The sequence below is a fragment of the Sphingomonas hylomeconis genome (assembly GCF_025370105.1).
GTDB classification, from domain to species: domain Bacteria; phylum Pseudomonadota; class Alphaproteobacteria; order Sphingomonadales; family Sphingomonadaceae; genus Sphingomonas; species Sphingomonas hylomeconis.
In genome coordinates, this window is the sequence record NZ_JANQBK010000003.1 from 255,453 (window position 1) to 270,591 (window position 15,139).

A 15,139-nucleotide genomic window follows, 5' to 3' on the forward strand; every position below is an offset into this window, starting at 1 on the left:
CAAACAAAAGACGTCAAGACAAGAGGATGAGGGATGATACGCAGGGCGTTGCTGGGTCTTGTCGGGCTGATCGTGCTCGTGGCCATCGGGCTGATCGTATGGGAGCCGCTTTCCGCCAGCGCCGCCGCGCCGCCGCCCGCACATCGCTACGACAGCGTCGTCGCGCGCGACACATTCGGCGTGCCCCATGTGTTCGGCAAGACCGATCCCGATGTCGCCTACGGCGTGGCCTATGCGCATGCCGAGGACGATTTCGCGACGTTGCAGGAGGCCGTCGCGATGTCGCGCGGGCGGCTGGGCGCGATGACCGGCGCGGACGGCGCCAAGGTCGATTATGCGCTGCACCTGCTCGGCGCTCGCGCGACGGTCAATCGCGATTACCTGAAGCAGCCGGCCGACGTGCGCGCGCTGCTCGATGGCTATGCCTCCGGGCTCAACGCCTATGCCGCGCGGCATCCGGGCGAAGTGCGCCTGTCCCGGCTGTTCCCGGTCAACGGGCAGGACATCGCCACCGGTTTCGTGCTGCGGACCCCGTTCTTCTTCGGGCTCGATCAGGTGCTGGGCGCGCTTTCCGGCGATACGCCGCTGCCGCGCGAGACCGCCGGGCCGACGCCCGATGCTCCGGGCCCGCTGGCAGTGCCGGCGGGGCAGGACGCGGTTGGCGAGGGCAATATGAACGGCTCCAACGCCTTCGTCGTCGCGCCGAAACGCTCGGCCGATGGCTTCACCCGCGTCGTCTCCAATTCGCACCAGCCCTGGGCCGGGCCGGTGGCGTGGTACGAACTCGTCGTCCATTCCGGCACCGGCTGGAATTTTGCCGGCGCGACCTTCCCCGGCGTGCCGTTCCCGGTGCTCGGGCATAACGAGCATCTCGGCTGGACCAACACGGTCAACCGCCCCGATCTCGTCGATGTCTACAAGCTCAAGCTGAACGCCGCCGGCGATCACTATGCGTTCGACGGCCGGCAATTGCCGCTGCAGGCGACGCGCGTCTGGCTGCGGGTCAAGATGGGGCCGTTCGTGCTGCCGATTCCCAAGACCGTGTACCGCGCGGTGCAGGGGCCGGTGATCGTCAACAAGAGCGGCGCGTTCGCGCTGCGCTATGGCGGCGCGGATCAGGTGCGGATGGTCGAGCAATATTACCGCCTGACCAGGGCGCAGGATTTCGCGCAGTGGCAGCAGGCGATGAGCCTGCAGGGCATCTCGGCGACCAATTTCCTGTACGGCGATGCCAAGGGCAATATCGCCTATTTCTACAATGCCGCCTTCCCCAACCGCAAACCCGGCTACGATTACCGCACCGTGCTGCCCGGCGACACGTCGCGCGATCTCGCCGCGGGAACGGTGCCCTGGGCGCAGATCCCGCGCAACGTGAACCCGGCGTCCGGCTTCCTGGTCAACGCCAACAACACGCCGTTCCAGGCGGCAGGGGCGGGCGCGGAGCTCAAGCCGGGCGATTATTCGCCGCTGCTCGGGATCGAGACCGACACGACCAACCGCGGCACGCGCTCGGTGGAGCTGATGGGGCAGGACGGATCGATCAGTGCCGCCGATCTCGATCGCATCAAATATGATACCGGGATCAGCAAGCTCGGCTGGGCCGCCCGCTGGTATGATGACATTGCGGCGGCCGATCCGAAGGGCGATCGGGCGCTGATCGCGGCGCAGGCATTGCTGGCGAAATGGAACCGGCGCTTCGACGGCAACGATCCGGCCGAGGCGCTCGCCGCGATCCTGCTGCGCGCCGGACAGGCCTGGCATTATCCGCGCAAGGCGAAGAAGGATCCGCGCGAGGAACTGGCCAAGGCCGCGGCCTATCTGACCAAGCATTTCGGGCGGATCGATCCACCGCTCGGCACGGTGCTGCGTCTGCGCCACGGCAAGATCGATCTGCCGCTCGACGGCGCGCCGGACGTGCTGCGCGCCGCCTCGACCTGGACCGAGGCCGATGACGGGCGGCTGGTGGTCAATCACGGCGACAGTTTCATCATGTTCATGACGTGGGACAAGGCTGGCCGCGTCTCATCGACCTCGATCCAGCCCTACGGCGCGGCGACGACGCGGCCGGATTCGCCGCATTATGCCGATCAGGCGGCCTTGTTCGTGGCGCACAAGACCAAGCCGGTGAACTTCTGGCCGGCGGATCTGCGGCGCAATGTCGAGCGGGTCTATCGGCCTTGAGCGATCGGCTGGGGGCACCGGCCGCACCTCTCGAACATCCGTCATCCTGAACTCGATTCAGGATCCATCGCGCGTCGCGGACCACCGGACATGAGGCACGATGGATCCTGACTTGCGTCAGGATGACGGAATTTGAAAACCCGGCGCATACAGAAATTGCGCCGCGCCGGGTCACTGCTACAGTCTGTCATCATCGTATGTGTTCAAGGAACTTTCCAATGACCTCGAAGATCATCGCCCTGTCCGGCGTGGCGCTGTTCGCACTCGCGTCGCCCGCGCTTGCGGCGCCCAAGGCGGCCGCCCCCGCGCCGGTGTCTGCGCTCGTCAAGCAGGTCGATATTCCCTACGAGACGTTCACGCTCGCCAACGGCCTCCGCGTCATCGTGCACACCGATCGCAAGGCGCCGGTCGTCGCCGTGTCGGTATGGTACGATGTCGGCTCGAAGCACGAGCCCAAGGGCAAATCGGGTTTCGCGCATCTGTTCGAACATCTGATGTTCAACGGCAGCGAGAACGCGCCGAACGATTTCTTCGAACCCCTGAAGCAGGTCGGCGCGACCGACTTCAACGGCACGACCTATTTCGACCGCACCAATTATTTCGAGACCGTGCCGACCGCTGCGCTGGACCGTGCGCTGTTCCTCGAATCCGATCGCATGGGCTATCTGACCGGCGCGATCACCCAGGGCGTGCTCGATGAACAGCGCGGCGTGGTGCAGAACGAGAAGCGCTCGGGCGACAATCAGCCCTACGGCCTTATCGAGTATAAGCTCAACGAAGGCCTGTTCCCGGCCGATCATCCGTACGGCCACACGACGATCGGCTCGATGGCCGATCTCGACAATGCCAAGCTGTCTGACGTGAAGGGCTGGTTCAAGGATCATTACGGCCCGAACAACGCCGTGCTGGTGCTGGCTGGCGACGTCGATCTGGCCACCGCCAAGCAATTGGTCGAAAAGAATTTCGCGGCGATCGCGCGCGGCCCCCAATCCGTGCGGCCGACCGCGCCAGTGCCGAAGCTTGCCGCGCCCAAGGCCGAGATCATGAAGGACCGTGTCGCTGCGACCTTGCTGGTGCGCTCCTGGCCGGTGCCGGGGCTGAACGACAAGGATTCGACCGCGCTCGATGTCGCCGCCGGCGTGCTCGGCGGCCTCTCCAGCTCGCGGCTGCAGAATATCCTGGTGCGCCAGGAAAAGCTCGCGGTGCAGGTCAGCGTCAACAATTCCAGCTTCGCGCAGGTCGGCACGTTCGACATCTACACGGTCGTGCGCCCAGGCGTCGACGCGGCGGCCGTGGCCAAGCGCGTTGACGAGATCGTCGCCGACTTCATCAAGACCGGGCCGAGCGCAGACGAAGTGCGCCGTTATGTCACCAAGACCACGGTCGATCGGATCGAGGGGCTGGAATCGGTCGGCGGGTTCGGCGGCAAGGCGGTCGCCTTGGCCGAGGGCGCGCTCTATTCGAACGATCCCGGCTTCTACAAGAAGCAGCTGGCGCAACTCGCCGCGCAGACCCCGGCGAGCGTCAAGGCGGCGACCGCGGCCTGGCTGACCCGGCCGTCCTACAGCCTGTCGGTCGTCAACGGCCCGCGCGACGCCTATGCCGAAGCGGAAGTGCCGGCCGAGGTGAAGATCGTCGAGGCCGCCCCGGCCGCGCCCAAGGGCACGCGCGGCGCACTGCCAATGGTCGGCGATGTCGCCGGTCTGACCTTCCCGGCAGTCGAACGCACGCGGCTCAAGAACGGCATTGAGCTTATCTATGCCCAGCGCGCCGCAGTGCCGATCACCCAGGCGGTGATCAGCTTCGATGCTGGCGTGGCCGCCGACGTGGCGGGCAAGCTCGGCACGCAGCAGCTGACGCTCAGCATGATGGACGAAGGCACGCGGACGCTCGATTCGACCAAGCTCGCCGAGGCGCGCGAGCGGATCGGCATGGATATCGGCACCGGGGCGAGCCTTGATCGCACCTTTGTCTCGATGTCGGCGCCGAGCGCCAATCTCGGCGCGGCGACCGAACTGTTCGCCGATATCACGCGCAACCCGGCGTTCGCGCCGGCCGAAGTGGCGCGCGTCAAGAACGTGCAGCTGGCCGGCATCGCGCAGGAGCTGACCAGCCCCGGCGGTCTTGCCGGGCGCGTCCTGCCCAAGCTGATCTACGGCCCGGCCTCGCCTTATGCCAAATCGTCGGGCGGCGGCGATCCCGCCGCGGTGGCGACGCTGACGCCGGGTGATCTGGTCGCGTTCCAGCACGCCTGGCTGCGTCCGGAAAAGGCCAAGATCTTCGTCGTCAGCGATCTGCCGCTGGCCACCGTCAAGACCGCGCTCGACCGGCGCTTCGGTGACTGGACGGGTGTCGGCCCGGCCGGCACCAAGACGTTCGGCCCGATCACCGGCACGTCGGCGCCGAAGATCATCCTGGTCGATCGCCCGGATTCGCCGCAGTCGCAGATTTCGGCCGGGCTCGTCACCGGGCTCAACGGCAGTGACGATCTGCTCGCGGTGATCACCGCCAACGATGCGCTGGGTGGCAGCTTCCTCAGCCGGATCAACATGGATCTGCGCGAGGGCAAGCATTGGTCGTACGGCGTCAGCGGCAATTTCCAGCGTAGCGAAAATGGCGCGCCCTATGTCATCAGCGCGCCGGTGCAGGCCGACAAGACCGGCGAATCGATCAAGGCACTGCGCCAGGACATCGCCGAGTTCGTCGGCGCCAAGCCGCTCACCCAGGCCGAGTTCGAGCGCTCGATCAACGGCGCGACGCGCGCGCTGTCCGGCACGTTCGAAACGTCCAGCGATGTGCTGAGCGCAATGCAGTCGAACGATCTCTACAAGCGGCCGGACGATTATTATGCGACGATCACGCAAAAATATCGTGGGCTGACGCGCGATCAGCTTGACGCTGCGGCACGCGCGGCAATCGACCCGAAGAAGATCGTCTGGGTGGTGGTCGGCGATGCCAAGACGGTCCGGCCGCAGCTTGACAGCGTCGGCCTGCCCGTGGAGGTAATCACCGCAGCGTCCGTGGCGGGCGCACCAGCTTCGGGAGAGAAATGATGGCCGATGTCGATGGCACCTACGAAACGATCGTCAAGTCGCCGCTTGGCGACCAGAAGAGCACGCTGACCGTCAAGAGCGACGGCGCCACCTTCACCGGCACCAATGCCGGCGCGATGGGCTCGGTCGACATCACCGACGGCACGGTCGATGGCAACACGATCGCCTGGAAGATGAACATGACGGTGCCGATGCCGATGACGCTGGATTGCACCGCGACGATCGACGGCGACACGATCACCGGCAGCGTCGGCGCCGGCGCGTTCGGCAGCTTCCCGATGTCGGGTACGCGGGTGGCGTAAGCCACACCGATCATTGCGACTAGAAAGGGCCCGCTTCCGATGAGGAGGCGGGCCTTTTCTTATTCCTCCCCGGAACGGGGAGGGGGACCAGCGAAGCTGGTGGAGGGGGTGGGCCGGCAGCGCGAGGGCAGCGTTGCCGGCTAACCCCCTCCACCACTCGGCTGAAGAAGCCGAGCGGTCCCCCTCCCCGTGCCGGGGAGGAGCAGATCAGCGCGTCAGTCGCGTGACATGCCCCATCTTGCGGCCGGGGCGGATATCCTTGCCGTACAGGTGCAGATGCGCGCCCGGCTCGGCCAGGATCTCGGCCCAGCGCTCGGCATCCTCGCCGATCAGATTGTCCATCGCGACGCCTGCCGCAGTCATCGCGGTATCGCCGAGCGGCAAGCCGCAGATCGCGCGAATGTGATTCTCGAACTGCGAGGTCACGGCGCCCTCGATCGTCCAATGCCCGGAATTGTGCACACGCGGCGCCATTTCGTTGAACACCGGGCCATCACGGCCGACGAAGAATTCGCACGCCAGCACGCCGACATAGTCGAGCGCCTCGGCAATTCGCACGGCGAGTTCGGTCGCTTCCTCTGCCTGTGCCAACACCTCGGCCGGCGCGGGCAGGGTGGAGGTGCGCAGGACGGCATGCTCGTGCACGTTATGCGGCACCGGGTACCGCGCAACCACGCCATCGGCGCGACGCGCGATCAGTACGGAAAATTCGTGACTGAAATCGACGAACGCCTCGAGCACGGCCGGTCCGCCGATCGCCTCCCATGCCGCGTCGGCATCGGCCGGCGTCGCGATGACCATCTGGCCCTTGCCGTCATAGCCGAAGCGCGCGGTCTTCAGCACCGCCGGGGTCCCGGTATGCGCAAGCCCCGCTTCGAGCTCCTCGCGGCTGTTGACCGCCGCCCAGCGCGCCGGCCGCCCGCCCAGGCTCTCGACGAACCTCTTCTCCGCGGCGCGCTCCTGCGACACGCGCAATGCCTTGGGACCGGGATGAACCGGGACATGCGTCGCCAGCCATTCGACCGGTACGACATCGATATTCTCGAACTCGTACGTCACCACGTCGCACGCGGCGGCGAAATCCTTGAGCACGATGCGGTTGTGATAATCCGCGCGCGTCAGGCTGGAGGCGGTCTGCGCCGCCACGCTCTGCCGGTCGGGCGCCAGCACATGCGTGCGATAGCCGAGTTCGGCCGCCGCGCTGGCCAGCATGCGGCCGAGCTGGCCGCCGCCCAGGATGCCGATCGTCGAGCCCGGCGGCAGCACCGTCATCGCCGTCTTCATGCCGGGTCGTTCGCCACGCTATCGGTCTGCGCCTGGCGCCACGCTTTCAGCCGCTCGGCCAGGATCGCGTCCGACGTGGCGAGGATCGCCGCCGCGAGCAGACCGGCATTCTTCGCGCCGGCCGGGCCGATCGCCAGCGTGCCGACGGGAATGCCGCCGGGCATCTGGACGATCGACAGCAGGCTATCCATGCCTTTCAGCGCCTTGGATTCGACCGGTACGCCGAGCACCGGCAGATGCGTCATCGACGCCGCCATCCCCGGCAGATGCGCCGCGCCGCCCGCGCCCGCGATGATCACCTTGAGGCCCCGGACGCCCGCCTGTTCGGCATAATCGTACAGCCGATGCGGCGTGCGATGCGCGGAGACGACGCGTGTCTCATAGGGCACGGCGAGCGCATCGAGCGCCTCGGCGGCATGGCGCATCGTCTCCCAATCGGAAGTGCTGCCCATGATGATGCCGACAAGGGGGTGCGTCATGCTCTGCGGTTAGCGGGGCAGGGCAGCAAGGGCAACGGCGATGTCGCGCTGTTGCACGCCGCCCTATCTGAACGTCACCCCGGACTTGTTCCGGGGTCCACCATGCCGCGAATCTTGCAATCGACAAGTTACGGTGCCGAAAGCCCCGCGGTGGACCCGGGAACAAGCCCGGGGTGACGATTGGGAGGCGGTAGCGCGGTCAGCGCTCGCTGAGATAATAGCGATCCGTTGCGTTCAGCTGCGCGTCCAGCTCGTACACGATCGGCTGGCCGGTCGGGATCTCGAGCGACGTGATCTCGTCGTCGGGAATGTTCGACAGATGCTTGACCAGCGCGCGCAGCGAATTGCCGTGCGCGGAGATCAGCACGCGCTGGCCGTCCTTCAGTGCCGGCGCGATGCGGCCTTCCCAATAGGGCAGGACGCGGGCGATCGTGTCCTTCAGGCTTTCGGTCGCGGGAATGGCGATGCCGGCATAGCGGCGATCCTGCGACAGATCGTACGCGCTACCCGCTTCCAGCGGTGGCGGGGGGATGTCGAAGCTGCGGCGCCAGATATGCACCTGCGCGTCGCCATGCTTGGCCGCCGTCTCGGCCTTGTTGAGTCCGGTCAGCCCGCCATAATGCCGCTCGTTGAGCCGCCAGTCCTTCTCCACCGGCAGCCACAGCCGGCCCATTTCCTCGAGCGCCAGGTTGAGCGTCTTGATCGCGCGGCTCTGCAGGCTTGTGAAGGTCTGGTCGAAATCCAGGCCCTTCTCTGCCATCAGCCGCCCGGCCGCGCGCGCTTCCTCGACGCCCTTGTCGGTCACGTCGACGTCCCACCAGCCGGTAAAGCGGTTCTCTAGGTTCCAGCTGGATTGGCCGTGGCGGATCAGGACTAGGGTGGGCATGGTGTCTCCTTGGTTCCCCGCGCAGGCCGGGGAACGGTTTTCCTAAAGCGTGTCGATCACGTCGGCGAGCACTTCCAGGCAGCTATGCGCCAGTTGCTTGCTCCGCTCGGGCGACCAGCCAAACTCGGCATCGGCATTCAGATCGTGATCCTTGAACGGCATCTCCAACGTGAAGGACAATGCGCCGAAGCGATTGGCGACCTGATTGGTCGACATGCTGAGATTGGCCTTGCCCGGTGCGGACTTGCCGTAGCCCTGCGCCGTCTGGAAATCTTGCGTGTGCGCTTCCAGCCGGCGGCCGAAATCGTAGAATTTCTCGCCCTGCGCATCGGACCAGTTGGGGATGCCTTCGAACCCGGCAAAGAAATTGGCCGGGATTGCCTCGTCGCCATGCACGTCCATCGCGAACGCTACGCCGCTGGCATCCATCGCGTTCCGCACGCACAGCACTTCGGGGCTGCGCTCGGGCGTCGGTTCATGCCATTCGCGGTTGAGGTTCACCCCCGCGGCATTGGTGCGCAGATGCCCGCGGCGCGTGCCGTCCGGGTTCATGTTGGGCACGACGTGGAAGGTGGCCTTGGCGAGCAAGGCCTGCGTCACCGGATCGGCCGTGTCGGTCAGCCGCTCTAGCGCGCCTTCCATCCACCATTCGGCCATCGATTCACCGGGATGCTGGCGGGCATAGAGCCACACCGGCTTGGGCCCGTTGCCAATCGTCAGGCAATCGATCGCTTGACCGTCGAGCGACTGGCCGAGTTCGCGGTGGGTGACGCCAGGCAACGCGGCGGTACGCGCGATCAGCGCCTCGTGCTGCTCCATCGTATAAGGCGCGAAATAGGCGAACCAGACCAGCGCGTCGCTGCCGTCCCAGTCCCATTCGAGCACGCCATCGGCATAGCGCGTCGGCGTCTGACGCCAGGCCAGCCGATCGGTCGAAGCGCGCGCGCTATAGCCGGGCCAGCCCTGCGGATAGGCGGAGTCGCCGGCGTTGACGACGCGGAAGGTCAGCGTGCGGCCTGCCGCACCGGCGACGCGGAAATAGAACCACTGGAAGAAGTCCGATTCCCGGTCGCGGCGGATTTTGAGATCGACCACGTCGCCGGTCACGGAAACGAGGTCGATATTGCCGCTGTCGAAGGCGGCGTTGATGGTGATGCTCATCTCACCGTGATAGAACGCCCAGATTCACCCGGAAACCCCTGGAACAACGCGCGCGCCAATTTCCCCGCGGCAACATTGGCCTGCGCATCGGGCGCGGTTTCGGGCGCATCGGTCTGCGCACGGCCTTCCCAGATCACCGTGCCGTCGCTGCGCCGGCGGATCTGCACGGCGAGTTCGGACGCCACCGCCGAGCGTGCCTTGGCCTTGCCGATCGGGAAGGAGACCCCGCCGCCCAGCCCGAGCCCGCCGCCACGGCGCCCGCCGCTGAAGCCGCCGCCGCCGAGCCCGATCGATACCGGCGAGCGGCGCGGCTCGATCTCGCGGCTGGCGCGCGCGAAGCTCACCACCGCAAGATATTGCGCGGGGCCAGCGGCCGGCGCGCTATAGCCCGAGGCGAGCAGCTGCTCGCGCACCGCATCGGCATAGGTCTGGAATTCGAGGCTCGGCCCCGCGCCGCCGGGCAGCGGTTCGACCGTCACCGAGCCGCGCTCGAGTGGCGCGCCGAGGTGGAAGCGCGTCACGCTCACCGGGCCGCTGGCGCTCGTCGTCGTGCAGCCGGCCAGCGCCGCTGCGGCCAAAGCCAAACCTAATGCCGCAATTTTCATCTGTTATATGCTCCGCAGGGCAATCTTGTTGCCAGGGTGTAACGCTTCATCCCGCGCGACGATCCGTGGGGCGCGCGGGTTGACTTGATAGCGGCCCGACTATAGGCGCACACGTCATTTCCGAACACCAGAATCAAGAAGCGATTCCAGATCATGAAGATTCGTAACAGCCTGAAGTCCCTCAAGGACCGCCATCGCGACAACCGCGTGATCCGTCGTCGCGGCCGCACGTACGTGATCAACAAGACCAACCGTCGCTTCAAGGCACGCCAGGGCTGATCTTGCCTCGGCCGTTGGCCGTCGTCTTCGACGTCGGCAACGTCCTGTATGCGTGGAACCCCCGGGTTCTGTACGAGCGCCTGATCGAGGACGATCGGGCGCTCGATGCATTCCTGCGCGACGTGACCACGCTGGACTGGCATTTCCAGCATGATGCCGGCCGTCCGTTCGCCGAGACATCCGCCGAGCTTAGCGCGCAACATCCGCAGCACGCCGATCTGATCGCGCGCTGGGGATCGCATTTCGGCGACAGCATCACCGGCATGATGCCGGGGATGGATGCGGTGGTGGCCGATCTCGATGCCGGCGGCGTGCCGCTCTACGCGATCACCAATTTCTCCGGCGAGTTCTGGGCGCCGTTCCGCGCGCGCGAAGCGGCCGTGTTCGATCGCTTCCGCGGCATCGTCGTGTCGGGCGACGAGAAGCTGACCAAGCCCGATGCCGCGATCTATCATCTGGCGCTGGAGCGATTCGGGCTGGTGGCGGACGACGCGGTGTTCATCGACGACCGCGCCGACAACGTCGCCGGCGCCGAGTCGGTGGGCATGCACGCATTGCTGTTCACCGATGCCGAGACGCTGCGCCGCGATCTGGCCGATCTGGGCATTCTTGCCTGAATCGACCGGTTTGTGTACAACGCGTACACAATCTGGAGTCGGTCCCATGAAAATGTCCGTCCGCGAGGCCCGCGCCAATTTTGCCCACGCGCTCGACGCGGCGGAACGCGGCGAACAGGTGTCGATCACCCGTAACGGCAAGACGGTCGCCGAACTCGGGCCGCCACGGAAAAAGTCCGGCTTTGATTGGGACCGCGCCGAGCGGGTCCGTATCGAACTGGGGCTCGATACCTTCGAAAGCGGAGCGGACGACGACATTCCGTTCACGGGTCCTGAATGGACGCGTGAAGTTTGGGGTGAGTATCTGGATCGGCTCGACAAGAAGTTCGCCGACGAGTGAGGATCCTGCTCGATACGCACTTCGTGCAGCGGCTCGTGGCTGAGCCGACCAAGATCAGTCGGTCCGAACATGCGCTGATGTCACGTAACGATCTCGTTGTGTCGTCCGTGTCGATCTGGGAGTTTCGCATCAAATGGGACAAGCATGGCGGGATGCGGCGCCGCGACCTGCTGGATCCCCACAAGGCGCTGCAATTCGTCATTGATAACGAGATGGAACTCGCACCGCTAACGGGTACGGATTGCGCCGCCAGCCTCGACGTGGCGATCGACCATCATGATCCGTTCGATGTGATGCTTCTGGTCCACGCGCAATGTCTCGGTGCCAGGCTGCTTACGCGCGACACCAGGCTGCTCGATCACCCGCTGGCGATCTCCGCCTAGCCGTCGCGGCCCTTCAGTTCGTCGCCGATGATGCGCACCACGTGCAGCACGTTGGTCGATCCCGGCGTGCGGAACGGGACGCCGGCCATCAGGATCACGCTGTCGCCCGGCCCTGCGAGATTGTGCCGCAGCACCATCCGCTTCGACTTGGCGACCATCTCCTCGAACGATTCAACGTCGCGCGTGTGCACCGCATGCGTGCCCCACAGAAGCCCGAGCCGCCGTGCCGTCTCCAGCCGGGGAGTCAGCACCATCAGCGGCACGCCCGGCCGTTCGCGCGCGACGCGCCGGGCGGTCGAGCCGGAGGTCGTGAAACAGACGATCGCCTTCGCGCCGACGGTCGCGGCAATGTTCTTCGCCGCCTCGGCCAGCGCGTCCGCGGTGGTCGGGTCCGCGCGCGTCACGGTGAAGTGGACGCGGTCGCCATGCGTTGGATCGCTTTCCACCGAATTGCCGATCGAATTCATCATCGCCACCGATTCGATCGGCCAGGCGCCCGCCGCGCTTTCCGCCGACAGCATGATCGCATCGGCGCCGTCATAGATGGCGGTCGCCACGTCGGACACTTCGGCGCGGGTCGGGGAGGGCGAGACGATCATCGATTCGAGCATCTGCGTCGCCACCACCACCGGCCGGCCGAGCCGGCGCGATACCTCGACGATGCGCTTCTGCAGCGGCGGGACCGTCTCGGGCGGCAGTTCCACGCCGAGATCGCCGCGCGCGACCATCACGCCGTCGCAATTCTCGATAATCTCCTCCAGGCGATCGATCGCCGACGGCTTCTCGATCTTGGCCAGCAATGCCGCCTTGCCGCGGATCAGCGTGCGCGCCTCGGCGAGATCCTCCGGGCGCTGGACGAAGCTGAGCGCAATCCAGTCGACCCCCTGATCGACCGCGAAGGCGAGATCGCTGCGATCCTTGGGCGTCAGCGCGGCCATCGGGATGACCACGTCGGGGACGTTCAGCCCCTTGTTGTTCGACAGCGGCCCGCCGACCTCGACGCGCGTCGTGATGCGGTCGGCCTCATGCTCGATCACGCGCAGCACCAGCTTGCCGTCGTCGAGCAGCAGCCGGGCATTGGGCTCGATCGCCGCGAAGATCTCCTTGTGCGGCAATTCGACGCGCGTCGCGTCGCCGGGCGTCACGTCACGGTCGAGCACGAAGATGCTGCCGGTGACCAGCTCGACCTTGCCTGCGGCAAATTTGCCGACGCGCAGCTTGGGCCCCTGCAGATCGGCCAGGATCGTCGTCGGGCGACCATAGACCTTTTCCAGGCCGCGGATCGCCTTGATCACCGCGATCTTCGATTCCTGATCGCCATGGCTCATGTTGACGCGGAACGCATCCGCCCCCGCCTCGAACAACCGGCCGATCATTTCGGGCGTGCTGCTCGCCGGGCCGAGCGTCGCGAGAATGCGTACCTTGCGCGATCGTGGGCTGATTGCCTTGGTCATCTTCGGGTCCTCGCCTTGCCGCGCCGGCTCTAAAGCCTATCTCGGCCCGATCAACCTTGGAGACGCAAAAATGGCAACGCTGGACACTCTCGACGACAAGGTCGCCGCCGCCGCGTTTCGCCGGCTCGTCCTGCATCTGCGCCACCGCGACGATGCCGAGAATATCGACCTGATGGGCCTGGCCGGCTTCTGCCGCAACTGCCTGTCGGAATGGACGCAGGACGCAGATCCGTCGCTGAGCAAGGAGGAGGCGCGCGAAATCATCTACGGCATGCCCTATGCGCAGTGGAAGGACGCGCATCAGGCCGAGGCGACGCCCGAACAGCTCGCGCGGATGGCGGAGAGCATGAAGAAGAATCCGGGCTGAGCCCGCTTCAAGAAATGCGTCATCCCAGCGACCGCTGGGGTGACGCTTGCGCCGGCTACCCTTGACCCTTTTCCCCGCCCACGCGACACCGTCGACAACAGGGGAGAGTGAAATGAAGTTCGCCATGCTCGCGGCGCTTGCGCTGCTATCGACGACCGCCGCCGGCGCCCAGACCGCCGTGCCGACCAGCGCCGCGACATCCGCCGTCACCTATATCCATGCCGGCACGTTGCTCGACCGCCCGGGCGACAAGCCCCGTGGCAACAGCACGATCGTGATCCGCGACGGCAAGATCGCCGAAATCCGCGACGGCTTCGCTGCGCCGGAAGCGGGCGCCAGGCTGGTCGATCTGTCGCGCAAGTTCGTCCTCCCCGGGCTGATCGACGCGCATGTCCATCTGTGGGGCATCGGCGGCGATCCGCTGCGCAGCCGGCTCGAGGCGCTAAACCGCGACCGCTTCGACGACATGATGACCGCGGTGGTCAACGCCCGCACCACGCTGGACGCCGGCTTCACCTCGGTGCGCGATCTGGGCGGCGATCCGCGCGGGATCCGCTCCCTGCGTGACGCGATCGACGCCGGCACGATCGCGGGGCCGACGATCACCAATGCCGGCGAGATGGTCTCGGTCACCGGCGGGCACGGCGATGGCGGCAACGGCCTGGCCGAAACCTTCGCCGATGCGGTACACAAGACCGAGATCAACCTGTGCGACGGCCCCGACGATTGCCGCCGCGCGGTGCGCGCGCAGATCGGGCTCGGCGCCAAGGTGATCAAGTTCGCCGCCACCGGCGGGGTGCTCTCCAACGTCGCCGGCGGGCTCGGCCGCGCGATGACGCCGGAGGAGATGAAGGCGATCATCGATACCGCGCATGCGATGGGCCGCAAGGTCGCCGCGCACAGCCATGCCGCAGAGGGCAGCAAGGCCGCGCTCGCCGCCGGGGTCGATTCGATCGATCACGGCACCTTCCTCGACGACGAGGCGATCGCCCTGTTCAAGCGCACCGGCGCCTATCTGGTGATGACCGAGATGGCGCCGGTCGCCGCGCTCGCCCAGGCGCGCAGCGGCGCGCTGCCCGCGGCGACGATCCCCAAGGCGGAAGCGGCGGCGGCAGCGATGCGCGCCAGCCACAGCAAGGCGATCGCCGCCGGCGTGAAGATCGCGTTCGGCACCGATACCGGCGTTTCCAAACATGGCGACAATGCGCAGGAGTTCGCGCTGATGGTCGCCGCCGGCATGACGCCGATGCAGGCGATCCGTGCGGCCACCGTGGGCAGCGCCGATCTGCTCGGGCGCGACGATGTCGGCACGCTCGCCATCGGCAAGACCGCCGACATCATCGCCGTCGCCGGCTCACCGCTCGACGATGTCCGCGCGCTCGAACGGGTCGACTTCGTCATGCACCGCGGCGTGGTCGCCGTTGCCAAGTGACGGTTGAGCGAACGGGCCGAACCGCCTAGAGGCTCTGCCCAACCCCAATTCGGAGACCATGATGAGTGACGTTATCGGCGCGGAGCAGTTGCGCCTTCTGATCGAGCGGATCGAGCGCTTGGAAGAAGAAAAGAAGGGCATCGCCGACGACATCAAGGACGTCTATGCCGAATCGAAATCGAACGGCTACGATACCAAGACGATGCGTGCGATCGTCCGCCTGCGCCGGATGGAAAAGCATCATCGCGACGAGGCAGAGGCCTTGCTCGAGACGTATAAGGCGGCACTCGGCCTGGCATGATGCGGGGCATCGGCC

General features: G+C 66.4%; 16 protein-coding genes. 10 read left to right on the forward strand and 6 right to left on the reverse strand.

Annotation, left to right across the window (positions count from 1 at the left end; genetic code table 11):
- Positions 1-33: 33 nt before the first annotated feature.
- The 3 genes from NV401_RS05010 to NV401_RS05020 all read left to right on the forward strand — a co-directional run bounded on the left by NV401_RS05010 (position 34) and on the right by NV401_RS05020 (position 5,536).
- The gene (locus NV401_RS05010; protein WP_261293294.1) at positions 34-2,181 is read left to right on the forward strand and encodes a penicillin acylase family protein; all 2,148 of its coding nucleotides are present in this window, start codon (positions 34-36) and stop codon (positions 2,179-2,181) included.
- A 218-nt stretch (positions 2,182-2,399) separates the two neighbouring features.
- A complete protein-coding gene (locus NV401_RS05015; RefSeq protein ID WP_261293295.1) occupies positions 2,400-5,234 on the forward strand; it encodes a M16 family metallopeptidase in 2,835 nt (944 codons plus the stop codon).
- Positions 5,234-5,536: a hypothetical protein gene (locus NV401_RS05020; protein WP_261293296.1), complete on the forward strand. Its 303-nt coding sequence runs from the start codon at positions 5,234-5,236 to the stop codon at positions 5,534-5,536. The genes NV401_RS05015 and NV401_RS05020 overlap by 1 nt, the downstream gene beginning before the upstream one ends.
- A 207-nt stretch (positions 5,537-5,743) precedes the next feature.
- Here the strand turns inward: NV401_RS05020 and NV401_RS05025 are convergent, their stop codons facing one another.
- The 5 genes from NV401_RS05025 to NV401_RS05045 form a co-directional block, all read right to left on the reverse strand.
- Positions 5,744-6,808, reverse strand: a complete 1,065-nt coding sequence (locus tag NV401_RS05025; RefSeq protein ID WP_261293579.1) for a 5-(carboxyamino)imidazole ribonucleotide synthase — start codon at positions 6,806-6,808, stop codon at positions 5,744-5,746.
- An 8-nt stretch (positions 6,809-6,816) separates the two neighbouring features.
- Positions 6,817-7,299 carry a 5-(carboxyamino)imidazole ribonucleotide mutase gene (gene purE, locus NV401_RS05030; protein WP_261293297.1) on the reverse strand — a complete coding sequence of 161 codons (483 nt, stop codon included), beginning with the start codon at positions 7,297-7,299 and terminating at the stop codon, positions 6,817-6,819.
- Between the two features lie 199 nt (positions 7,300-7,498).
- On the reverse strand, positions 7,499-8,185 hold the full coding sequence (gene gpmA / locus NV401_RS05035) for a 2,3-diphosphoglycerate-dependent phosphoglycerate mutase (RefSeq protein ID WP_261293298.1): 687 nt from the start codon (positions 8,183-8,185) through the stop codon (positions 7,499-7,501).
- Positions 8,186-8,227: 42 nt separating this feature from the next.
- Positions 8,228-9,346, reverse strand: a complete 1,119-nt coding sequence (locus tag NV401_RS05040; protein WP_261293299.1) for a M14 family metallopeptidase — start codon at positions 9,344-9,346, stop codon at positions 8,228-8,230.
- Positions 9,343-9,951 (reverse strand): DUF4136 domain-containing protein, encoded by a 609-nt coding sequence (locus tag NV401_RS05045; RefSeq protein WP_261293300.1) that lies wholly within the window; start codon positions 9,949-9,951, stop codon positions 9,343-9,345. The genes NV401_RS05040 and NV401_RS05045 overlap by 4 nt, the downstream gene beginning before the upstream one ends.
- Before the next feature lie 153 nt (positions 9,952-10,104).
- Between NV401_RS05045 and ykgO the strand changes: the two genes are divergently transcribed.
- Genes ykgO through NV401_RS05065 form a run of 4 tightly spaced genes read left to right on the forward strand, consistent with a single transcriptional unit; the run spans position 10,105 to position 11,570 of the window.
- A complete protein-coding gene (ykgO, locus tag NV401_RS05050) occupies positions 10,105-10,230 on the forward strand; it encodes a type B 50S ribosomal protein L36 (RefSeq protein WP_003046794.1) in 126 nt (41 codons plus the stop codon).
- 14 nt (positions 10,231-10,244) lie between these two features.
- Positions 10,245-10,847 (forward strand): HAD family hydrolase, encoded by a 603-nt coding sequence (locus NV401_RS05055; RefSeq protein ID WP_261293301.1) that lies wholly within the window; start codon positions 10,245-10,247, stop codon positions 10,845-10,847.
- 52 nt (positions 10,848-10,899) lie between these two features.
- Positions 10,900-11,187: a type II toxin-antitoxin system Phd/YefM family antitoxin gene (locus NV401_RS05060; RefSeq protein ID WP_261293302.1), complete on the forward strand. Its 288-nt coding sequence runs from the start codon at positions 10,900-10,902 to the stop codon at positions 11,185-11,187.
- Positions 11,184-11,570, forward strand: coding sequence for a type II toxin-antitoxin system VapC family toxin (locus NV401_RS05065; RefSeq protein WP_261293303.1), 387 nt, complete (start codon positions 11,184-11,186; stop codon positions 11,568-11,570). The genes NV401_RS05060 and NV401_RS05065 overlap by 4 nt, the downstream gene beginning before the upstream one ends.
- Here NV401_RS05065 and pyk read toward each other — a convergent pair.
- A complete protein-coding gene (gene pyk, locus NV401_RS05070) occupies positions 11,567-13,024 on the reverse strand; it encodes a pyruvate kinase (RefSeq protein WP_261293304.1) in 1,458 nt (485 codons plus the stop codon). The two genes, NV401_RS05065 and pyk, sit on opposite strands and share 4 nt — an antisense overlap.
- Before the next feature lie 70 nt (positions 13,025-13,094).
- Between pyk and NV401_RS05075 the strand changes: the two genes are divergently transcribed.
- The 3 genes from NV401_RS05075 to NV401_RS05085 all read left to right on the forward strand — a co-directional run bounded on the left by NV401_RS05075 (position 13,095) and on the right by NV401_RS05085 (position 15,124).
- Complete coding sequence (locus tag NV401_RS05075; protein WP_261293305.1) at positions 13,095-13,391, forward strand: DUF1244 domain-containing protein; 297 nt, start codon at positions 13,095-13,097, stop codon at positions 13,389-13,391.
- A gap of 112 nt (positions 13,392-13,503) precedes the next feature.
- Complete coding sequence (locus NV401_RS05080; RefSeq protein WP_261293306.1) at positions 13,504-14,823, forward strand: amidohydrolase family protein; 1,320 nt, start codon at positions 13,504-13,506, stop codon at positions 14,821-14,823.
- A 61-nt stretch (positions 14,824-14,884) separates the two neighbouring features.
- Complete coding sequence (locus tag NV401_RS05085; protein WP_260597666.1) at positions 14,885-15,124, forward strand: DUF2312 domain-containing protein; 240 nt, start codon at positions 14,885-14,887, stop codon at positions 15,122-15,124.
- Positions 15,125-15,139 lie beyond the last annotated feature (15 nt).